General features: G+C 65.4%; 17 protein-coding genes. 14 read left to right on the forward strand and 3 right to left on the reverse strand.

All coding sequences use genetic code 11. From position 1 onward, the window contains the following. The first annotated feature begins 33 nt into the window (after positions 1-33). Positions 34-618 carry a spermidine N1-acetyltransferase gene (gene speG / locus ACFZAI_RS22185; RefSeq protein ID WP_006218930.1) on the forward strand — a complete coding sequence of 195 codons (585 nt, stop codon included), beginning with the start codon at positions 34-36 and terminating at the stop codon, positions 616-618. Positions 619-755: 137 nt separating this feature from the next. On the opposite strand, the gene ACFZAI_RS22190 is transcribed toward speG, so the two are convergent. Beyond that, positions 756-2,909 (reverse strand): heavy metal translocating P-type ATPase, encoded by a 2,154-nt coding sequence (locus ACFZAI_RS22190; RefSeq protein WP_391568937.1) that lies wholly within the window; start codon positions 2,907-2,909, stop codon positions 756-758. A gap of 45 nt (positions 2,910-2,954) precedes the next feature. Here ACFZAI_RS22190 and ACFZAI_RS22195 point away from each other — a divergent pair, with 45 nt between their 5' ends. The 10 genes from ACFZAI_RS22195 to lpdA all read left to right on the forward strand — a co-directional run bounded on the left by ACFZAI_RS22195 (position 2,955) and on the right by lpdA (position 13,753). Further along, the gene (locus ACFZAI_RS22195; protein WP_391568938.1) at positions 2,955-3,227 is read left to right on the forward strand and encodes a hypothetical protein; all 273 of its coding nucleotides are present in this window, start codon (positions 2,955-2,957) and stop codon (positions 3,225-3,227) included. An 80-nt stretch (positions 3,228-3,307) separates the two neighbouring features. After that, the gene (cadR, locus tag ACFZAI_RS22200) at positions 3,308-3,742 is read left to right on the forward strand and encodes a Cd(II)/Pb(II)-responsive transcriptional regulator (RefSeq protein ID WP_391568939.1); all 435 of its coding nucleotides are present in this window, start codon (positions 3,308-3,310) and stop codon (positions 3,740-3,742) included. 124 nt (positions 3,743-3,866) lie between these two features. Next, positions 3,867-4,460 (forward strand): nitroreductase, encoded by a 594-nt coding sequence (locus ACFZAI_RS22205; RefSeq protein WP_391568940.1) that lies wholly within the window; start codon positions 3,867-3,869, stop codon positions 4,458-4,460. Between the two features lie 16 nt (positions 4,461-4,476). Further along, a complete protein-coding gene (locus ACFZAI_RS22210; protein WP_391568941.1) occupies positions 4,477-4,995 on the forward strand; it encodes a sigma-70 family RNA polymerase sigma factor in 519 nt (172 codons plus the stop codon). A gap of 11 nt (positions 4,996-5,006) precedes the next feature. Further along, a complete protein-coding gene (locus ACFZAI_RS22215; protein WP_391568942.1) occupies positions 5,007-5,960 on the forward strand; it encodes a FecR family protein in 954 nt (317 codons plus the stop codon). A 65-nt stretch (positions 5,961-6,025) separates the two neighbouring features. Beyond that, complete coding sequence (locus ACFZAI_RS22220) at positions 6,026-8,449, forward strand: TonB-dependent siderophore receptor (protein ID WP_391568943.1); 2,424 nt, start codon at positions 6,026-6,028, stop codon at positions 8,447-8,449. A gap of 205 nt (positions 8,450-8,654) precedes the next feature. Beyond that, positions 8,655-9,887, forward strand: coding sequence for a 3-methyl-2-oxobutanoate dehydrogenase (2-methylpropanoyl-transferring) subunit alpha (locus ACFZAI_RS22225; RefSeq protein WP_391568944.1), 1,233 nt, complete (start codon positions 8,655-8,657; stop codon positions 9,885-9,887). A gap of 2 nt (positions 9,888-9,889) precedes the next feature. After that, positions 9,890-10,933, forward strand: a complete 1,044-nt coding sequence (locus ACFZAI_RS22230) for an alpha-ketoacid dehydrogenase subunit beta (protein WP_391568945.1) — start codon at positions 9,890-9,892, stop codon at positions 10,931-10,933. A 1-nt stretch (position 10,934) separates the two neighbouring features. Continuing rightward, the gene (locus ACFZAI_RS22235; protein ID WP_391568946.1) at positions 10,935-12,347 is read left to right on the forward strand and encodes a dihydrolipoamide acetyltransferase family protein; all 1,413 of its coding nucleotides are present in this window, start codon (positions 10,935-10,937) and stop codon (positions 12,345-12,347) included. Positions 12,348-12,349: 2 nt separating this feature from the next. Then, positions 12,350-13,753, forward strand: a complete 1,404-nt coding sequence (gene lpdA / locus ACFZAI_RS22240; protein ID WP_391568947.1) for a dihydrolipoyl dehydrogenase — start codon at positions 12,350-12,352, stop codon at positions 13,751-13,753. 46 nt (positions 13,754-13,799) lie between these two features. Here lpdA and ACFZAI_RS22245 read toward each other — a convergent pair whose 3' ends face one another. Beyond that, positions 13,800-15,893 carry a PEP/pyruvate-binding domain-containing protein gene (locus tag ACFZAI_RS22245; protein ID WP_391568948.1) on the reverse strand — a complete coding sequence of 698 codons (2,094 nt, stop codon included), beginning with the start codon at positions 15,891-15,893 and terminating at the stop codon, positions 13,800-13,802. A gap of 577 nt (positions 15,894-16,470) precedes the next feature. After that, positions 16,471-17,892, reverse strand: coding sequence for an argininosuccinate lyase (gene argH, locus ACFZAI_RS22250; protein ID WP_391568949.1), 1,422 nt, complete (start codon positions 17,890-17,892; stop codon positions 16,471-16,473). 148 nt (positions 17,893-18,040) lie between these two features. Here argH and ACFZAI_RS22255 point away from each other — a divergent pair, with 148 nt between their 5' ends. The 3 genes from ACFZAI_RS22255 to ACFZAI_RS22265 all read left to right on the forward strand — a co-directional run bounded on the left by ACFZAI_RS22255 (position 18,041) and on the right by ACFZAI_RS22265 (position 22,032). Beyond that, the gene (locus tag ACFZAI_RS22255) at positions 18,041-19,435 is read left to right on the forward strand and encodes a mechanosensitive ion channel family protein (RefSeq protein ID WP_391568950.1); all 1,395 of its coding nucleotides are present in this window, start codon (positions 18,041-18,043) and stop codon (positions 19,433-19,435) included. Between the two features lie 53 nt (positions 19,436-19,488). Beyond that, positions 19,489-21,555 (forward strand): NAD(+) synthase, encoded by a 2,067-nt coding sequence (locus ACFZAI_RS22260; protein ID WP_391568951.1) that lies wholly within the window; start codon positions 19,489-19,491, stop codon positions 21,553-21,555. Between the two features lie 138 nt (positions 21,556-21,693). Beyond that, entirely contained in the window at positions 21,694-22,032 is a 339-nt protein-coding gene (locus tag ACFZAI_RS22265) for a P-II family nitrogen regulator (protein WP_006218942.1), read from the forward strand. Positions 22,033-22,102 lie beyond the last annotated feature (70 nt).

Consider the following 22,102-nt stretch of genomic DNA (forward strand, 5'->3'; position numbering starts at 1 on the left):
TCGAATACAATGGCAACACTTTCGGAGGTTTCTATGTCGGTCATATCCGATATCAAAATACGCCCCCTGGAGCGCGGCGACCTGCACTTTGTGCACAAGATCAACAACAACGACGTCATCATGCGTTATTGGTTCGAAGAGCCTTACGAGGCCTACGACGAACTGGTCGCCCTTTATGACCGCCACTTGCACGATCAGAACGAGCGGCGCTTCATCATCGAGCACGACACCGGCCAACCCGCCGGCCTGGTGGAACTGGTGGAAATCGACTACATCCACCGCCGTGCCGAATTCCAGATCATCATTGCGCCCAGCTATCAGGGCCGGGGCTACGCCAAGGCGGCAACCCGCATCGCGGTCGGCTACGCATTTCGCGTGCTGAACATGCACAAGGTCTACCTGGTGGTAGACAAAGACAACACCGCGGCCGTGCACGTGTACGAGCGTTGCGGCTTCCAGATCGAAGGGCTGATGAAGGAAGAGTTCTTCTCGAACGGCGCCTATCGCGACGCCTATCGCATGGCGCTGCTGCAACACGAGCACCTGCGCGATGTCGGCCCCGGCGCACCGGATGCGCCCGTACTGCGCGATTGGCCGCAGGAAGAACAAACGGGCTGACGCCCGTTCGCTTTGCCATCCTGTCCTGCTCTGGCTGAACCGTTCTGTTCGAACGGTCAGCCAGTGATTCAATCAGCGATTCAGTCAGCAGTTCAGCTAGCGATTCAGCAAGCAATTCCGCCGGCGATCCCGCCCAGTCAGTTTGCCGCGCGCAGCAGGCGCAGGCCGTTGGCCACCACCAGCAGGCTCGCGCCCACGTCAGCAAACACCGCCATCCACAGGGTGGCGTGGCCGGTCATGGCAAGCGCCAGAAACACCACCTTGATGCCCAGCGCCAGCACGATGTTCTGGATCAGCACGCGGTGCGTGGCGCGCGACAAGCGCAGGAAGGTGCCAATTTTCCGCAGGTCGTCATCCATCAAGGCCACGTCAGCGGTCTCGATCGCCGTGCCGGTGCCTGCCGCGCCCATCGCAAAACCGATGTCGGCGCGCGCCAGCGCTGGCGCGTCGTTGATGCCGTCGCCCACCATGCCGACCTTGCCCTCGGGCGCCAACTTGCTTTCGATGGCGGCCAGCTTGTCTTCGGGCAGTTGATCGCCGCGGGCTTCGTCAATACCGACTTGCTTGGCGATGGCTTGCGCCGTGGGCGTGTTGTCGCCCGTCAGCATCAGCGTGCGCACGCCTAGCGCGTGCAGGTCGGCGATGGCGGCGGCGCTGGTGGGCTTGACGGTGTCGGCTACGGCGGCCAAAGCCAGCACGCGCGTGCCGTCGGTCAGCGCGATGGCGCTTTTGCCTTGGCGTTCCAGCTCGTCCAGCCGGGCTTCCAGTTTGTCGGTGGACACGCCAAGTTCACGCATCAGGCGGCGGTTGCCTAACTGATAGGTCACGCCATCCAGCGTTGCGCTGACGCCGCGGCCGGGCAGGGCGGTGAAGGCGCCGACTTCCAGCAAGGTCTTGCCGGCCTCGCGTGCGGCGTTGGCCACGGCGAGCGACACGGGGTGATCCGAGCGGGCGGCCAAGCTCGCTGCGATCAACGCAGCCGGCTGGCGGGTGGTGTCGGACACGTCCCACTCTTGCAGATCGGTTTGCACCGGCTTGCCGTGCGTCAGCGTGCCGGTCTTGTCCAGCGCCAGCCATTTCAGGTTGCGGCCTTCTTCCAGATACACGCCGCCCTTGACCAGAATGCCGCGCCGCGACGCCGCCGTCAGGCCACTGACGATACTGACGGGGGTAGAGATCACCAGCGCGCACGGGCAGGCGATGATCAGCAGCGCCAGGGCGCGGTAGATCGCGTCAAACCAGGGCTGCGCCCACAGCAGCGGCGGCGCCACGGCCACCAGCACGGCCACGCCCACCACCGCGGGGGTATAGATGCGCGAGAAGCGGTCGATGAAGCGCTGGGTGGGGGCGCGCGCGCCCTGGGCCTGTTCCACGGCGTGGATGATGCGGGCCAGCGTGGTGTTGCCGGCCGCGGCCGTGACGCGATATTCAAACGAGCCGGCTGCGTTTACCGTGGCGGCGAAGACGGGGTCGTCTTGCGCTTTTTCCACGGGCAGGCTTTCGCCGGTGATGGGCGATTGGTCTACGGTAGAGCTGCCGCTGACGATGATGCCGTCAGCCGCGATGCGTTCGCCGGGGCGCACGCGCACCACGTCGCCCACTTGCAATTGCGCAGCGGGCACGTCGCGCCACGAGCCATCGGCTTGGCGGACGGTGGCCGTTTCCGGCGCCAGGTCCAGCAGGCCGCGGATGGCGTTGCGGGCGCGGTCCAGTGAACGCGCTTCGATCAGCTCGGCCACGTTGAACAGGAACATCACCATGGCGGCTTCGGGCCACTGGCCGATCAGCACAGCGCCGGTGACGGCGATGCTCATCAGCGCGTTGATGTTCAGGTTGCCGTTGCGCACGGCGATCCAGCCCTTGCGATAAGTGCTGACGCCGCACGCCAGAATCGCGGCGACAGCCAGCGCCGCCGTGACGCCCAAAGGCCAGCTTGCAAAGTGCGAGAGTTCGGACAGGGCGGCCAACAGGCCTGAACCGCCAATCAGCCACCAGTTCACCGGCTTGGCCCCGGGCGCGGGCGTGCCGGCCGCGCCATCGGCAAGCGGCTCGGGCGTCATGTCCAGCGACTTGATGGCGGCCACGATGCGGTCCAGCGCGCCTTCGGCGTGCACCACCGTCAGCACGCGCTGCATCAGGTTGAAGTCCAGCGCATGCACGCCGTCCAGCCCGTCGAGCTTTTTGCGGATCAGGGTTTCTTCAGTGGGGCAGTCCATCTGGCCGATGCGCAGGCGCGCCAGCACCTGGCCAGGGCCAGCGGTGAGGGTGGCCGTGCCAGAGGCGGATGCCATGAACCCCTGCCCGCCGTGGTCATGCCCGCAGCAGGCCGCCGCGGCATGCGACTGCGCGGGGGCGTGATCGAGATTGTGGCTGTGGTCATGGCTGTGAGCCGCATGGTCGTGGCCCGCATGATCGTGGCCTTCATGATCATGGCCCGCATGATCGTGGCCCGCATGCTCATGGCCCGCATGCTCATGCGCGGCGTCATGCCCCGTATCCTTCTGCCCGTGCGCATGCCCGTGGCCGCCGCAGCAGGCGTCGCCCTGCGTTGCAGGGGAGGGCTGTTGGGATTTGACCGGAGGAAAAGCCATCGTTCTTCGCCTTGTTGAATCGGATGTTGGCATTCCACACCTTGGAGTTACTATAGGGTCAAGCCCAAATTTCAATCGGATGCGATCCAGGAGGCACGATGCGTATCGGCGAATTGGCCACAGCGGCCGGCACGACGGTCGAGACCGTCAGGTACTACGAAAAGGAAGGGCTGTTGCCCGCGCCCGACCGGGGCCTGAACAATTACCGCAGCTACGGGCAAGCCCATCTAGAGCGCCTGCGGCTGATCCGCAACTGCCGGGCGCTGGACATGACGCAGGACGAAATCCGCGCCATTCTGTCCCTGGCCGACAACCACCAGACGGGTTGCGGCCCTATTAACGAACTGTTCGACGAACACATCTCGCACGTGGATGAGCGCATCGCCGAACTGCTGCAACTAAAGGGCCAACTGACCGAATTGCGCCAGCGCTGCCTGTCCGCGCGGCCCGACGCGGAAGACTGCGGCATCTTGCACGGCCTGTCCGAAATGCAGGTTGAAGAACGCCAGGAACGGCATACGCACCTGGGTTGACGCCTAGGCGGAATCCGGCTGTCTACCGGCCGGATGCCCTTGCTGGGGGCCGGGAGATACGCGACCCGGACGCCGCCATCGCTTAATATGAGAATCTATCTCTTTCACATTTGCGCCAGAATCAATGACCGCCACTTCTACTTCGACTCCGTTGCACGCCCTGACCACGCGCCGCTCCTTCAAGTTTCTGCGCGGCCCGGCGCCCAAACCCGACGAACTTGAACAGATCCTGCAAGCCGCCATGTCGGCCCCCGACCACGGCGCGTTGCGTCCGTGGCGCTTTGTCGTGATCCAGGGCGAAGCCATCGGCAAGCTGGCCGACGTGGCGCTGGAAGCGGTCAAGCGCAGTGGCGACCCGCGCATGACGCCCGAGAAAGAAAAATCGGTGCGTGAATGGATGGCCGGCGTGCCGCTGTTCGTTGCCGTGGCGCAGAAGATCGCGCACGACAACACCAAGATCCCCGAGCACGAACAATTGCTGGCCACGGGTTGCGCCGTCATGAACATCCTGAACGCCACCCACATGCTGGGCTATGGCGCCTTCTGGAGCACGGGCGTGGGCACGTATGTTGAAGACGTGCAGAACGCGCTGGGCCTGGATTCGCTGGACTACCGCTTCCTGGGCTATCTGGCCATCGGCACTCCGGCTTGCGCCGTGCCGCCCGCCAAGCGCCCCGACTTCCGCGACTTCGTCACGGAATGGACCGGCCCCGTCTAAGCCCTGCCGTTTTGCCATGACCGCATCGTCGCAGCCTCCGGAGCCTTCCGCCGCCGAGCTGTATGACGCCCACCACTCCTGGTTGCAGGAGTGGTTGCGGCGCAGATTGGGTTGCCGCCATGATGCAGCCGATCTGGCGCACGACACATTCGTGCGCCTGCTGGCTGGCCGGCACACCGGCGCCATCCGCGAACCGCGCGCCTTCCTGACCACGCTGGCGCAACGCACGCTGTTCAGTTTCTGGCGGCGCCGGGAATTGGAACGCGCATATCTCGACAGCCTGGCCAGCTTGCCGCAAGCCAGCGCACCCAGCGAAGAAAGCCGCGCGCTGGTGCTCGAGGCCTTGATGCACATCGACCGCGCCTTGCAGCGCTTGCCGCTGAAGGCGCGTCAAGCCTTCCTGTACAGCCAGCTGGATGAACTCAGCTACGCCGAAATCGCGCAGCGCATCGGCACGTCGGTGATCACGGTGCGGCGCTACATGAAACAGGCCATCACGCTTTGCGTGGCGGCGCGCCTGTCTTTGCCCGTATGACGGCGCCGGCGTTGCCTGCCGATCTGGAATCGGCCGTGGACTGGATGGTGCTGCTGTCTTCAGGCAATGTTGCCGCCGCCGACCGCACCCGGTTTGAGCAGTGGCGGCAGGCCGACCCCCGCCACGCTGCGGCGTGGGATACGGTCAACAGCGCCGTCAAAGCGTCGTTTGCCATGCTGGAAAGAGGCGAGGAGCGGCAGGCGGCCGGCGCCGCCTTGATGACCCCGCCCGCCCGGCGAAGGATGTTGCGCAATGCGCTGGCGCTGGCCCTGACGGCAGGCGGCGTGGCCGCATTGGCGGACCGCCAAACGCCCTTGCGCACGCTAAGCGCTGACCTGCGCACGGCGACCGGCGAGCGTCGCGCCTACACCTTGGAAGATGGCAGCGAACTGACGCTGAATGCGCGTTCGGCTGTTGACGTCGACTTCAGCGCCGGCGTGCGCCGTGTGCGCCTGCGGGCGGGCGCGGTGTATGCGCGCGTGGCTTCTGATGCCGCGCGGCCGTTCATCGTGTCCACCGCCGACGGCGAAGTGCAGGCGTTGGGCACCGTCTTCAGCGTGGCGCGCGCGGAGGGCGCAAGCCTGGCCAGCGTGGTCGAGCACAGCGTTGAAGTGCGCGCGGGCGGCCAGCGCCGGGTGCTGCAAGTCGGGCAGGGCGTGCGATTTGATGTGCACGGAATCGGCCAGCCGGACGCCGCGCTGGCCGATTCCGCCGCCTGGCACAGCGGCATGCTCGTCGTGCACGACGAACCCTTGGGCGCGGTCGTGGACGCGCTGCGGCCGTATCGGCGCGGCCTTATCCGCATTACGCCAGCGGCCGCAAGGCTGCGCGTGTTGGGGGCGTTTCCGCTGGACGACATTCCGCGCACGCTGGAATCGTTGCGTCAGACCTTGCCGATCAGCATCAGCGTTTTGGGCGGATGGTTTGTCAGCATCGACTTGCGTGACGCCCGTGCTGAAAAATAAATGATCACTTTTGTTCGCGTCGTTGGACATCCCTCCTGAAACACCACACTGTTGCAGGAGCCTCCATGTTTCATCGTCACCCGCTGCGGCCATTGACCGCCGCGCTGTTCATTGCCCTGGCCGCGCCCTTGGCGCAAGCGCAATCTCAAAGCCAAAACCAAAACCAAAGCCAAAGCCAAACGCCGCCGCCCGCATCCGCCCGCGCCACCCTGCATTTTGATTTGCCCGCCGCGGCCTTGGGCGACACGCTGACGCGTATCGCACGCCAGAGCGGGCGCGCGGTGTCGGTGGACCCCGGCTTGGTCGCGGGCCGCAATGCGCCCGCCATTGCGGGTGATTACACCGCCGAAGACGCGGCGCGGCGCGCGCTGGCCGGTAGCGGCCTGGAGCTGGCCGTCACCGCCAACGGCACGCTCAGCGCCCGGCGCGCGCCCGACAGCACCACAATGCTTGAGCCCGTCCGCGTGACGGGTTCCCTTGAATCGCCCACCGGGCATGTTGATGGCTACGTGGCGCAACGCGCGTTGTCCGGCACCAAGACCGACACGCCCTTGATCGAGACGCCGCAATCGGTGTCGGTCGTGACCAGCGATCAAATTCGCGTGATCAAAGCGGGGTCGGTGGCGGATGCGCTGGGCTACACGCCTGGCGTGTCATCGCAATCACCCGCCTTCAGCCGAATGGTCGATGACCTGATGCTGCGCGGCTTCAACGTAGCGGCCGGCAACTCCGGGCAATTGCGCGACGGCCTGAAACTGCAATCCAGCGTTTACGACGGCGGCCAGGAACCCTATGGCCTGGAGCGCGTCGAGGTGCTGCGCGGCGCGTCTTCGGTGCTGTACGGGCAGCTTAGCCCCGGCGGCGTGGTCAACAGCGTCAGCAAGCGGCCATCGGCCGACACGCTGCGCGAACTGAATCTGGACGTGGGCAGCTATGGCCGGCGCCAGGTGTCGGGCGACTTTACCGGCGCGCTGTCCGAGGACGGCGCTTGGACGTACCGCTTAACGGGTCTTGCCCGCAACGCCGACAACTGGGTAGACCACGTGCCGGACGACCGGACGTACCTGGCGCCCGCGCTGACGTGGCAGCCGTCGGCCGCCACCTCACTGACCTTGTTGGCCAGCTATCAGCGCATTCGCACACGGTTCGCCGCGCCCATGCCCGCCGCCAATACCTTGAACGGTCAGATTCCGCGCGACCTCTTCATCGGCGAACCGGATTTCGACCGCTACGACACCGACACCTACACCATCGGCTACGCCTTCGAGCACGCCTTCAACGACCGCGTGAAACTGCGCCAAAGCGCCCGCTACTTCACGGCCGATGGCAACTGGGATTACTTGAGCTTCGGCGCATTGCAAGCCAACGGCCAGACCCTGCGGCGCGGCGTGGTCAGCCGCAACGAACATTCGTATGGCGTGGCTACCGATACCTCGCTGGAGCTGAAGCTGGACGGCGGCCCCTTGCAGCACACGCTGCTGGCGGGCTTGGACTATTACCGCAGCGGCTATGACTCGCATCGCCATTCGGGCAGCGTGGCGGCGCTGGCCGACATCTACCACCCCGTCTATGGCGCGGTGCCGGTGCTGAACACCGCGGCCGACTACGGCATCAACACGCGTTCCGATTCGCTGGGCCTGTACCTGCAAGACCAGATCAAGATCCAGGACAAATGGGTGCTGGTGCTGGGCGGGCGCCAGGATTGGGCCGACACCGATCAGACCAACTACGCCAATGGCGCTAAGACCCGGCTGCGCGACACGGCCACCACAGGCCGCGTGGGCGTGGTCTACCTGGCCGATAACGGCCTGGCGCCGTATGTCAGCGCCAGCCAGTCGTTTGCGCCGACCATCGGTGTGGACCGCGCGGGCAATGCCTTCAAACCCACCAAAGGCACGCAGTACGAACTGGGCCTGCGCTATGAACCGGCGGGCGGCAACATGCTGTACAGCGCGGCCGTCTACGACCTGACGCAGACCAATGCGTTGACGAGCGACCCGGCCGACGCCACCTATTCCGTGCAGAGCGGCCGCGCCCGTTCTCGCGGGCTGGAGCTTGAAGCCAAAGCGCGCCTTGGCGCCATGAACCTGACGGCCAGCTATGCCTATACCGATGCGCGCACCACGCGCAGCACCGTGCCGTCGCTGGTGGATCAGCGCATCGCATTGGTGCCGCTGCACAGCGCCTCTGTCTGGGCCGACTACAACCTGACCGCCGCCGGCGTGGCCGGGCTGACCGTGGGCGCGGGCGTGCGTTACGCCAGCTCGACGAATCTGCCCGGTTACCCCGCCAACGTGCCGGGCCAATTCCTGGTCGACGCCATGGCCGCCTATGACTTCGGCGCGCTGGACCCGACGCTCTCTGGCCTGTCGTTGACGGTGAACGCGCGCAACCTGTTCAACCGCGGCTACCTGGCTTGCGCGGGCGCCACAGGCTGCCGTTATGGCGACCCGCGCACGCTCTATGCCACCCTGAGCTACCGCTGGTAAACCAGGGAAAAACCCCTAGTGCGATGCGGGTCGGCGGCACGGCTGACCCGCCTCAACGAGCCTGTCCCCTGTGCTAATCTCGTCGACGGCCACGCATATTTATCCCTATGCGCGGGCCGACGATGGCAGCGCTTAGGGTCACACGCCTTTGGCAATGTCTTGGTAGGAAGAAAACGCGTGACACGATCAAGCGTGGAGACAAAATATGAGCCAATATGGGCCGTTGAAGTTGCACGTCCCCGAGCCTACAGGGCGTCCGGGTTGCAAGACTGACTTTTCCTATCTGCATCTTTCGCCGCCTGGCGAGGTGCCCAAACCCCCCATTGATGTTGCCGCGGTTGATACCGGCGCCTTGGCGTACAGCCTGGTCCGGGTGATCGATGACGACGGCCGCGCCGTCGGCCCGTGGGCGCCCGAGATCAGCAACGATCAGCTGCGCGCCGGCATGCGGGCCATGCTGAAAACGCGCATCTTCGACGGGCGCATGCTGACCGCCCAGCGCAAGAAGAAAATCTCGTTTTACATGCAGAGCCTGGGCGAAGAAGCCATCGGCTCCGCCCACGCGCTGGCGCTTGAGCAGGGCGACATGTGTTTCCCGACCTACCGCCAGCAAAGCATCCTGCTGTCGCGCGATGTGTCGCTGGTGACGATGATGTGCCAGCTGATGTCCAACGAGCGCGACCCCCTCAAGGGCCGCCAGTTGCCGGTGATGTATTCCGATCGCGAAAACGGTTTCTTCACGATTTCGGGCAACCTGGCCACGCAGTTCATTCAAGCGGTGGGCTGGGCGATGGCCTCGGCCATCAAGGGCGACACGCGCATCGCATCGGCCTGGATTGGCGACGGCGCCACCGCCGAAGCCGACTTCCACACCGCGCTGACCTTTGCGCACGTCTACCGCGCGCCGGTCATCCTGAACGTGGTCAACAACCAGTGGGCCATCTCGACGTTCCAGGCGATTGCCGGCGGCGAAGGCGCCACTTTTGCGGGCCGCGGCGTGGGCTGCGGCATTGCGTCGCTGCGCGTGGATGGCAATGATTTCCTGGCGGTCTATTCCGCCTCGCGCTGGGCCGCCGAACGCGCCCGCCGCAACCTGGGCCCAACCCTGATCGAATGGGTGACGTACCGCGCGGGTCCGCACTCCACCTCCGACGACCCTTCCAAGTACCGGCCCGGCGACGACTGGGCGCACTTCCCGCTGGGCGACCCGATTGAGCGCTTCAAGAAGCACCTGATCGGATTGGGCATCTGGTCAGACGCCGAGCACGACGCTGTGCGCGCCGAACTCGACGCCGAGATCGTTGCCGCCCAAAAGGAAGCGGAAAGCTACGGCACCCTGGTGGACGGCCACGTCCCCAGCGCCGCCAGCATTTTTGAAGACGTCTACAAAGACATGCCGGAGCATCTGCGCCGGCAGCGCCAGCAGCTCGGAGTGTGATCATGGCCATTGATAACAACGTGGGTCCGGCCTCTGCGCCGATGACCATGATTCAGGCTTTGCGCTCGGCCATGGATGTGATGCTGGAGCGTGACAACAACGTGGTGGTGTTCGGCCAGGACGTGGGCTATTTCGGCGGCGTGTTCCGGTGCACGGAAGGCCTGCAAACCAAGTACGGCAGTTCGCGCGTGTTCGACACGCCTATCTCTGAAGGCGGCATCGTCGGGGTGGCGGTGGGCATGGGCGCCTATGGCCTGCGGCCCGTGTGCGAAATCCAGTTCGCGGATTATTTCTACCCGGCGTCTGACCAGATCGTGTCGGAAGCCGCGCGCCTGCGCTACCGCTCGGTGGGCGAGTTCATCGCCCCGATGACGATCCGCATGCCTTGCGGCGGCGGCATCTACGGCGGCCAGACGCACAGCCAAAGCCCCGAAGCCATGTTCACGCAGGTGTGCGGGCTGCGCACGGTGATGCCGTCCAATCCGTATGACGCCAAGGGCTTGTTGATTGCGTCCATCGAGAACGATGACCCGGTGATCTTCCTGGAACCCAAGCGGCTCTATAACGGCCCGTTCGATGGCCACCATGACCGCCCCGTCACGCCATGGACCGGCCGCCCGGGCAGTGTGGTGCCCACGGGTTACTACACGGTGCCGCTGGATTCCGCCGCCATTGTGCGGCCGGGCAATGCGCTGACGGTGCTGACGTACGGCACGACGGTGTATGTGTCGCTGACGGCCGCCGAAGAAACCGGCATCGACGCCGAAGTCATCGACCTGCGCAGCCTCTGGCCGCTGGACCTGGAAACCATCGTGAACTCGGTGAAGAAGACCGGCCGCTGCGTGGTGGTGCACGAAGCCACGCGCACCTGCGGGTACGGCGCGGAATTGATTGCGCTGGTGCAAGAGCATTGCTTCCATCACCTGGAGGCGCCTGTCGAGCGCGTGACCGGTTGGGACACTCCCTATCCGCATGCGCAGGAATGGGCGTACTTCCCCGGCCCGCGCCGGGTCGGCGAAGCGTTCAAACGCGCGATGGAGGTGTGAGATGGGGATTCATATCATCAAGATGCCTGACATCGGCGAAGGCATTGCCGAGGTCGAACTGGTGGGCTGGCACGTCAAGGTAGGCGACACCGTCGCCGAAGATCAGCCGCTGGCCGACGTGATGACGGACAAGGCCACGGTGGAAATTCCATCGCCGGTCGTGGGCAAGGTGGTGGCGCTGGGCGGCGACGTGGGCCAGGTGATGGCCGTGGGCGGGGAATTGATCCGCCTGGAAGTGGAAGGCGAGGGCAATGTGCGTGCGGGGGCGCCGGCGAAGGCTGCGCTGCAAGAGGCCAATTCCCAAGAGGCCAATCGCCAAGAAGCCAATCGCCAAGATGCCAATCGCCAAGAGGCTAAGCCGCAGGAGGCCAAGCCGGCAGCGGGCGATGCGCCTGGGGTGACTGCCGGGAAAGCGGGCGGCGGTATCGCCGGCCAGATCGCGGCGTCGATGGCGCCGGCCGCTGCACCTGCCAAGGCACACTCTGCTTCATCCGCGCGCGCAACGCCGGCCGCGCCGGTTGTCCCGCGCCAACCCGGCGACAAACCCTTGGCCTCGCCTGCCGTGCGCAAGCGCGCGTGGGATCTCGGCATTGAATTGCGTTTCGTCGCGGGCAGCGGCCCGGCCGGCCGCGTCATGCACGAGGACCTGGACGCCTATCTGCAATCGCAAGGGGCGGGCAACGCTGCGCGCGGCGGCACGGCGTATGTCGAACGCCATGACGAAGATGCGGTGCCTGTCATCGGGCTGCGCAGAAAGATCGCGCAGAAGATGGCCGAGTCCAAGCGCCGCATTCCGCACTTCAGCTACGTCGAGGAAATCGACGTGACCGAACTGGAAGACTTGCGCGTGCAGCTGAACCAGAAATGGGGCGAGTCGCGCGGCAAGCTGACCTTGCTGCCGTTGCTGGCGCGCGCCATGGTCGTGGCGCTGCGCGATTTTCCGCAGATCAATGCGCGCTATGACGATGAAGGCGGCGTGGTCACGCGTTACGGCGCCGTGCACATCGGCATCGCTACGCAAAGCGATGGCGGCTTGATGGTGCCGGTGATGCGCCACGCCGAAGCGCGCGACCTCTGGTCCATGGCGGCCGAGATCGGCCGGCTGGCGCAAGCCGTGCGCAGCGGCACGGCCGGGCGCGATGAGCTGTCCGGCTCCACCATCACGATCACCAGCCTGGGGCCTTTGGGCGGCATCGTCACGACGCCGGTGATCAATCATCCCGAAGTGGGCATCGTGGGCGTGAACCGTATCGTTGAGCGGCCCGCGTTCCGCAATGGCGCCGTGGTGGCGCGCAAGCTGATGAACCTGTCGTCGTCGTTTGACCACCGCGTGGTGGACGGCATGGACGCGGCGCGCTTCATCCAGGCAGTGCGCGCGCTGCTGGAACAACCCGCGCTGCTTTTCGTGGAGTAAGCATGAGCCAGATCACAAAGACAACGACCTTGCTGGTGATCGGCGGCGGCCCGGGCGGGTACGTGGCCGCCATTCGCGCTGGCCAGCTGGGCGTGCCGACCATCCTGGTCGAAGGCGCGCAACTGGGCGGCACCTGCCTGAACATCGGCTGCATTCCGTCCAAGGCGCTGATCCACGCCGCCGAGGAATTCGACAAGGCGCGCCACTACGCGGGCAAGTCGGCGCTCGGCATTTCGGTGGCCACGCCCGCCATCGATATCGCGCAGACGGTGTCGTGGAAGGACGGCATCGTCGGCAAGCTCACGGGCGGCGTCGGCGCGCTGTTAAAGAAGAACGGCGTGGAAGTCGTGCAGGGCTGGGCCAGCCTGCTGGACGGCAAAACCGCCGAAGTCACGACGGCCGACGGCGGCACGCTGCGCATCCAATGCGAACACCTGTTGCTGGCGGCGGGCTCTGAACCCACGCCGCTCGTATCGATGCCGTTTGGCGGCATCGTGGTGTCGTCCACCGAAGCCTTGTCGCCCACGTCCATCCCCAAGCAATTGGTGGTGGTGGGCGGGGGCTACATTGGCCTGGAACTGGGCACCGTGTACCGCAAACTGGGCGCGGAAGTCGCCGTGGTGGAAGCGCAGGACCGCATCCTGCCCACCTACGACGCCGAACTGACCAAGCCCGTTGCCGCCGCCCTGGTGAAGATGGGCGTGGCGCTGCACGTCAGCCGCAAGGTGCTGGGCTTGAACGGCGCGGGCGATGCGGTGCGTATTCAGGATACGTCCGGCGCCGAAACGCTGTTGCCGGCCGACCGCGTGCTGATCGCGGTGGGACGCCGTCCGCGCACGCAAGGCTGGGGCCTGGAAAGCCTGCAACTGGATCGCAAGGGCAACGCGCTGCGCATTGACGACCAATGCCGCACATCGATGCGCGACGTCTGGGCCATTGGCGACATTGCCGGCGAGCCGATGCTGGCGCATCGCGCGATGGCGCAGGGCGAAATGGTGGCGGAACTGGTGGCGGGCAAACGCCGGCATTTCCAGCCGGCTTCCATTCCCGCCGTGTGCTTTACCGACCCGGAAGTCGTGGTGGCGGGCCTGTCGCCGTCGGAAGCAGAGGGCGCGGGGCTGGACTGCTTGACGGCATCCTTCCCGTTTGCCGCCAATGGCCGCGCGATGACGCTGGAGTCCACCGACGGCTTTGTCCGCGTGGTGGCGCGGCGCGACAACCACTTGATCGTGGGCTGGCAAGCGGTGGGGCGCGGTGTGTCGGAACTGTCGACGGCGTTTGGGCAGTCGCTGGAAATGGGCGCCACGCTGGAAGATGTGGCGGGCACCATTCACGCGCATCCGACCTTGGGCGAAGCGGTGCAGGAAGCGGCTTTGAAAGCGCTGGGCCACGCGCTGCACATCTGATTCGTCTTGGGCGGGTTTGATGATCAGCCGGTGGCGGCAAGCGCCGCTACCGGCTGCCGTCGATGTACGGCCGGGCTTGCAAGACGATGATGTTGTCGCCTTGCACGGCCCATTCGATATCCTGATCCACATTGCCCAAGCGCAGCTTGATCTGGTTGCCCACGGCCGCCAGCCGCGCAACGAGCGCATCATTCAGCACCTGTCTTGATCCTTCAATCGGCACCTCGCGCACGCCACCCGCGGCGTCGGCCACCAACTGCGTGTCCTCGGCCGATCGGCTCAGCACCTGAACCGCCTTGGACCAAGTCGAATACATCAGCTGTTCGGCCTGGCGCTTGCCTTCCACCACCTTGATGCCCAGCCCGCGCTTGGCGGAAATGTACGTGACGTAGCGGCGCGACGCATCAAACGGATCGCGCGTAATCATCACGCCCGAACTGTCTGACGCCGCCGCCTGCTGCACCAGCACCGCCATCACCACGCCATCCTGGCCGATACCGGCCGCGCGACGCGCCTCATAGGCTTCAAAGTTATAGACCGACGCCCATACGGTTTGCACGGCATGCGCCAACGCGTCAGCCTGCGTCACGTTAGGCACGGTGGTGTAAAGACCCGCGCCGCTGAAGCCCGGAAGGTCTTCGGAATTGGACGAGCTGCGCACGAACACGCCGCGCCCCTGCAACTGCTTGGTCCAGCGTTCGCGCCAGGCGGCGGCAAGCGCGGGGTCGGGCGGGGCGGCGATGATGTCTTGCCGCAATGCCGCCAGTTCGGCGCGGCGCACGTTGGCGTCCCGGGCGAAGTCGGGCCGCTGTTCCAGCGCGGCGATGCGTGCCGGAATGCCCAGTTGCTTGATGAATGCCGCGTACTGGGCGAATGGAATGCAGAAGCCGTCGGGCACGCTGGCCAGCGGCGGCAGCGCCGATTTCAGTGCGCCCAGGTTGGCCGCCTTGACGCCGCAGTACCGGCTGTCGCGCGTGGCCATGCCGGTCAGCGGCTTTAGCGCGCGGACAGACAGATCGGGTTTGGGCAGGGCGGCGGCGCTGGGTTTGCCGTCGGGTTTGGTGCCGGGTTGAGTTCCGGGTGTAGTTCCGGGTGTAGTTCCGGGAGTTGGATTGGGGGTTGGATCGGCTTTGGCCTCGGGCTTGGCGATGGGCTGCACCTGGTAGCCATTGCTGTTGACGGTCAGCTCCACCCACTGGCCGTCATACTGGCGCAGCGCCGAGACGGCATTGCGCACGTAAGCGTTGGGAATGCGCCAGCCCTTGGCCAGCAGGTTCACATGCGACAACAAGGTGGACGGCCGCTGGGTGACCAGGCCCGCGACCGGCGAAATGGCGACAGGCACTTCGTCCAGCACCACGATATCGGTGGGCGCCAGATCCGGCGTGTCTTCCACCGACTTCACAATGCGCAGGCGGCCCTGCGCACGGCCGGTGTTCAGCGGCAGAAACGTCTGTTCGCGCAACAGCGCTTCTTGCGTCACCACGGCCAGCCCGGCGGTTTGCGCCGTTTGCTCTTGCGCCGTGGAGTTCGCCTTGAAGCGCACGGGCTCGTAGAAGGTCGCGCGCAGCTTGTCTTCGGTCAGGCGCAATAACGCGGGCGTCACGCGGTCGCCTTCCCAGAATTCGTAGGTGTAGCCGGGCAGATCGCGCTGCCAGCTCAAGGTGCCGAACAGCAGACGCCGGTCGGGGTCCTTGTACTGGGCAATCAGCGTGGCCTTGTCCGCGTCCGGCAACAGCCGGCGTTCGCGCGCAAAGTTCTCGTGCAGCGTATAGCGTGGCGTGTCGATGTAATAGATGCGGTCGCCGTGGCGCCGGTCAATCACGAACAGCACATGCGGAATCTCAAGCGGCGTGCCGGCGTTATACACGCGCGCCAGTTGCTGGAATTCCGCCTGCGTGCGGACATGGTTCAAATACGCCGGCCCGCCGTGCTTGGCATCCTCTGCCTGCTTGGCCGCCCGCTCATCCGGGCGCAGCGGGCGGGCGTTCTCATAGGGAGAAGGCTTGCGCGCCGTCTGCGCCAGTGCTGCCGGGTGGATGCTGGCAGCCAGCAGGCCCAGGGCTGCCAGAACGATCACGGTGGGTTGGCGCAACGGGCGTAGCGCGTGAAGGCGGCGAGTGGCGGGCGATAGGCGCATGGAGGGGCACAACAAGGGGCGCAAATAGGGGGCGCAAATGTGGGAGCAAATAGAGGAGCAAATAGAGGAGCAAATAGAGGAGCAAATAGAGGAGCAAATAGGGGGCAGGTCGCAACGAGTTGCGATCATATCGGAGACCCTGGCCCGGCCCGTAGTCGGATGTGACTGGATGTGCCCATTCCTGTACGAATTGCCTTTCGGGCCGTTCGCGCCTGTCGCGCTTATCGCACGTGTCGCACGTGTCGCGCCTATCGCACCTTGCGCACCTGTCGCCCCTTCCCGCGCTCTACGTGCCTTAAAAAATACCCAGTTTCAGTGATACGCGCCGGTCATCGATTCCCGTGTAATCCAGCCTTGGCAATCAGCCGCGCCGGCGGCACGAGAACCGGCTCGTTTCTGCACGCGCAGGGGCGGGCGAGGTGTCTCGTAGGGCCTTTGCGCAGGGGGAGCGAAAGCTGCCCCTGTTTTTTTTGGGGGGCTTCGATTTTTCAACATTGTTGATGTGCCCCAAACGCAACAAGGCCCCCAATCGGGGGCCTTGTTTTACCTAGCCAACCATAGCCAGCCAGAGCCGGAATCAGCCTTCGGCCGTTTCCGCCAGGACGCGTTTGGCTTCTTCCGCCACGCGTTCGGGGGCGGTGCCGCCGACGTGCTTGCGGGCGGCGACGGAGCCTTCCAGCGTCAGCACCTGGTGGACGTCGTCGCCGATCTGGGCGTGATAGGCCTTCAGTTCGTCGGTGGACAGGTCAGCCAGGTCGCAGCCGCGTTGTTCGCAATCGCGCACGGCGTGGGCGACCACTTCGTGCGCGTCGCGGAACGGCACGCCGCGCTTGACCAGGTAGTCGGCCAGGTCGGTGGCGGTGGCGAAGCCTTGCAGGGCGGCGGCGCGCATGTTGTCGGCCTTGACCTTGATGCCGGCAGCCATGTCCGCAAAGATGGTCAGCGTGTCGCGCACGGTGTCCACGGTGTCGAACAGGCCTTCCTTGTCTTCCTGGTTGTCCTTGTTGTAGGCCAGCGGCTGGCCTTTCATCAGGGTCAGCAGGGCGACCAGGTTGCCGTTGACGCGGCCGGTCTTGCCACGGGCAAGCTCAGGCACGTCGGGGTTTTTCTTTTGCGGCATGATCGAGCTGCCGGTGCAGAAGCGGTCGGCGAGGTCGATAAAGCCCACGCGCGGGCTCATCCAGAGCACGAGCTCTTCAGACAGGCGCGACACGTGCGTCATGATCAGCGCGCCGGCGGCGCAGAATTCGATGGCGAAGTCGCGGTCGGACACGGCGTCCAGCGAGTTGCGGCACACGCCATCAAAGCCCAGCGTCTTGGCGACGCGTTCGCGGTCGATGGGGAAAGACGTGCCGGCCAGTGCAGCGGCGCCCAGCGGCAGGCGGTTCACGCGGCGGCGGCAGTCGGCCAGGCGCTCGGCGTCGCGGCCGAACATTTCGGCGTAAGCCAGCAGGTGGTGGCCGAAGGTGACGGGCTGGGCGACTTGCAGGTGAGTGAAGCCCGGCATGATGGTGCCGGCGTTCTCCAGCGCGACGGCGGCCAGCGCGTGGCGCAGCTGGCGCAGCAGGTCTTGCAGGTTGTCAATTTCATCACGCAGCCAAAGGCGGATGTCGGTGGCGACCTGGTCGTTGCGCGAACGGCCGGTGTGCAGGCGCTTGCCCGCATCGCCCACCAGTTCCACCAGGCGCTTTTCGATGTTCAGGTGCACGTCTTCCAGATCCAGCAGCCATTGGAAGCTGCCGGCGTCGATTTCAGACAGGATCTGGGTCATGCCGCGCTGGATGTCAGCCAAGTCCTGGGCGCCGATGATGCCCTGGGCGGCCAGCATGTCTGCATGCGCGAGCGAGCCCTGGATGTCGTGACGCGCCAGGCGCTTGTCGAAATCCACGGACGCCGTATAGCGTTTGACGAGTTCGGAAACCGGTTCCGAGAACCGGGCGGACCAGGCCTGCGCCTTATTGGCGAACTGGTTTTGATCGGAGGAGGGAGTGTTTGCCATGATGGGCGGAATTATAGGGCCTGCCGAACCGGCGGCGCACGCAAGGGGGTAGCATGGCCCCAATTTCAACGCCCCGGAACCGCGGCAGGGCGCGACTTGTCGGATAATCCCCGGTTAGTTTCAAGACCTTAGAGCGAGTCAGAAGAATATGCCCCTGGAATGGGAAGAACTGGTAACCCAGCTTGATACGCACATGCCGCACGAGGCTTGGGCGCAGACGCTGGTCGGCATTGGCGCACTGATCCTGACGGCGCTGTTCGTCCAGTGGGTGGTCGCGCGCGTCGTGCTGCTGCTGGCGCACCGGGTGCTGGTGCTGAGCGGCCGGGGCGATTGGGACAAGGCCCTGCAACGCCGCCGCGCCTATCAGAACCTTTGGTATGCGGTGCCGTTTGCCGTGGTGTCGATGGGTATCGGCCTGGTTCCGCATGTGGAAAAAGCGGTGTCGGTGGTGGGCCGGCTGGCGCATGCCGGCGCGTGGATCTGTGTGTTCGTGGCGTTCTCCGGCGTGCTGAGCGCCTGGCAAGACACGTATTCCGCCACGACGCGCGCGCAAACCCGGTCGATCAAGGGCTATATCCAGATCAGCAAGCTGGTGTTGATGGCGGTGTGCACTGTGCTGGTGCTTTCCATCCTGATCGACCGCTCCCCGCTATGGATGATTTCCGGCCTGGGCGCGCTGTCGGCGGTGCTGCTGCTGGTGTTCAAGGACACGCTGTTGTCACTGGTGGCCAGCACGCAACTGACCAGCAACGACATGCTGCGCATTGGCGACTGGATCGAAATGCCGCAGTCCAACGCCGACGGCTTCGTCAAAGACATTGCCCTGCATACCGTCAAGGTGCAGAACTGGGACAACACCGTCACCACGGTGCCCACCTACAAGTTGTTCTCGGAAAGCTATCGCAACTATCGCCACATGTTTGAATCGGGCGGGCGGCGCATCAAGCGCACCTTGCGTATCGATGCATCCAGCGTGCGCTTCCTGACCGACGAAGAAGCCCAGCGGCTGATGCGGTTCCGGCTGCTGCATGATTATCTGCAAGCCAAGACGCACGACATCGCGCAGGCCAATCAGACGATGGGCGAGCTGGCCAGCGTGCCGGCCAACCGCCGCCGGCTGACCAATATCGGCACGTTCCGCGCGTATGGGCTGGCGTTTCTGAAGCAGAACCCGGAAGTGCGGCAAGACATGGCGATGATGGTGCGCATGATGGAGCCCACCGCCGACGGCATCCCGGTCGAGGTCTATTGCTTTACGGCGGTGACCGCCTGGGTGGAGTACGAGCGCATCCAGGGTGATATTTTTGACCACCTGCTGGCGATTCTGCCGGAGCTGGGCCTGCGCCTGTACCAGCAGCCGTCCGGCGCGGATATCGGCGCCATGGGCAGCCAGCTGCGTGAAAACGCCATCCAGACGGCGCTGGCCGCTGAACGCGACCGGCAAGGGCTGGCGCTTGCGGATGGGCAAGGCATGCCGCCTGAGCGCGGCCCGGCTGACGGGATGATGCCGCGCCAGGGGCCTGGCGGCCCCGGGGCGCCATGAGATAATCCGCCGGTTGGAACTTAAGTCTTTATTGACTCCAGGCGATCACCCCGATGTCGAACCCGTTCTTCAACCTGTATTCCCACGGCTTCGCCCGGGTGGCGGTCGGCGTACCCGAATGCCGGGTCGCCGATCCGGCCTACAACGCCGCGCAGACCATTGAATTGGCCCAGCAAGCCGCCCAGGGCGGCGCCGTGCTGGTGGCGTTCCCCGAGCTGGGCCTGTCCGCCTACACCTGCGACGATCTCTTCCACCAGAAAGCGCTGCTGGACGAATGCGAAGCGGCGCTGGCCCACGTGGTGGCCGCCACGGCCGAGCTGGACATCGCCGTCATCGTCGGCGCGCCGCTGCGCGTGTCGCACCAACTGTTCAATTGCGCGGTGGTCGCGGCAGGCGGCCGCATTCTGGGGGTGGTGCCCAAGAGCTACCTGCCCAACTACGGCGAGTTCTACGAAGCACGCCAGTTCAGCGCCGCCGATTGCGCGGCCGCTACTGACATCCGCTTGCTGGACCAGACGGTGCCGTTCGGCCCCGAGCTGCTGTTCCAGATGGACAAGCTGCCGCTGTTCCAATTCCACGTTGAAATCTGCGAAGACGTCTGGGTGCCGATCCCGCCGTCGTCGTTTGCGGCCTTGGCCGGGGCGACCGTGCTGGTCAACCTGTCCGCTTCGAACATCGTCGTGGGCAAGTCGGAATACCGCCATCAACTGGTGGCGCAGCAATCGGCGCGCTGCCTGTCCGCCTATATGTATACGTCGGCGGGGCGGGGCGAATCGTCTACCGACCTGGCCTGGGATGGCCAGGCGCTGATCTACGAAAACGGCGAGCTGCTGGGCGAGTCCGAACGCTTTCTGAACCATTCCCATCTGCTGTTCTCGGACGTGGACCTGGACCGTCTGTCGCGCGAGCGCATGCGCCAGACCACGTTCGGCCAGTCGGTGCGCCGCCATCAGGACGAGGTGCGCAAGTTCCGCACCGTGGCGGTGCCGGTGAACCCGCCGCTGGATGACGCCGAGCTGCCGCTTGAGCGGCGCGTGGCGCGATTCCCCTACGTGCCGGCCGACCCGCAACGCCGCGACGCGCGCTGCAAAGAGGTCTACAGCATCCAGGTGCAGGCGCTGGTGCAGCGCTTGTCGGCCAGCAAGATGGCGAAGGTGGTCATCGGTATTTCCGGCGGGCTGGATTCCACGCACGCCTTGCTGGTGTGCGCGCAGGCCATGGATACGCTGGGCCTGCCGCGGTCGAACATCCTGGCCGTGACCATGCCGGGCTTCGCCACCAGCACCCGCACGCTGCAACAGGCGCGCCGGCTGATGGCGGTGGTGGGCTGCACGGCGTCCGAAATCGACATCCGCCCCAGCTGCCTGCAAATGCTGAAAGACCTGGGCCACCCCTATGCCGACGGCAAGCCGGTCTACGACATCACGTTCGAAAACGTCCAGGCCGGCGAGCGCACCAACCACCTGTTCCGCCTGGCGAATTTCAGCAACGCCATCGTCATCGGCACGGGCGACTTGAGCGAGCTTGCACTGGGTTGGTGCACGTATGGCGTGGGCGACCACATGTCGCACTACAGCGTGAACGCCAGCGTGCCCAAGACCCTGATCACGCATCTGGTGCGCTGGGTGGCCGAGTCTGGCCGCCTGGGCGACGAGGGCGCCGCCGTGTTGCTGGACGTGCTGGGCACCGACGTCAGCCCCGAATTGGTGCCGGGCGGCGCGGACGACAAGCCCGTTCAGAAAAGCGAAGATTCCATCGGCCCGTACGAATTGCAGGACTTCAACCTGTACTACACGCTGCGCTATGGCTTTGCGCCCACCAAGGTTGCGTTCCTGTCGCTGGCCGCCTGGCGTGACCGCGAGGCGGGCGCGTGGCCGGAAGCCGGGCATGTCGTGCGCAACCAGTACGACCTGGCCGCCATCAAGCGCAACCTGAAGATTTTCCTGGACAAGTTTTTCCGCACCAGCCAGTTCAAGCGCACCTGCGTGCCGAACGCGCCGAAGGTGGGCTCGGGCGGCTCGTTGTCGCCGCGCGGCGATTGGCGCGCGCCCAGCGATTCGGAATCGGTGGTGTGGATGCGCGACGCCGAACGCATTCCAGACGCCGAACCAGGCGCCTGATCGGGGTTCTCCCGCAATGACGCTGGCGGCCCGCTTGCGCGGCGGGCCCCGGTGTTATTCTCTTATTCATCGCGCTTTGGCCGCCTTGCAAGCGGCGGCCCGGGCGCCGCAACAGATCAAACACCCAGGACGACCAACGTGAAACAAGTCACCGCCATCATCAAACCCTTCAAGCTCGACGAAGTCCGCGAGGCGCTGGCCGAAGTCGGCGTCAGCGGCTTGACCGTCACCGAGGTCAAGGGTTTCGGCCGTCAGAAAGGCCACACCGAACTGTATCGTGGCGCGGAATACGTGGTGGACTTCCTGCCCAAGATCCGTGTTGAAGTTGTGCTGCCCGACGATCAGGTCGAAGCCGCCATCGAAGCCGTCGTCAAGGCCGCGCGCACCGGCAAGATCGGCGACGGCAAGATTTTCGTGTCGCCCGTCGAACAAGCCATCCGCATCCGCACCGGCGAAAGCGACGAAGAAGCGCTGTGATCCGCGCCGCCTGTTGACCGCCATCGCGGCCACGTCATCTTAGTCAAGGCGCTCGCTCCGGCATCGGGGC

The sequence above is a fragment of the Achromobacter sp. NPDC008082 genome (genome assembly GCF_042957345.1).
GTDB lineage: Bacteria > Pseudomonadota > Gammaproteobacteria > Burkholderiales > Burkholderiaceae_B > Achromobacter > Achromobacter kerstersii_A.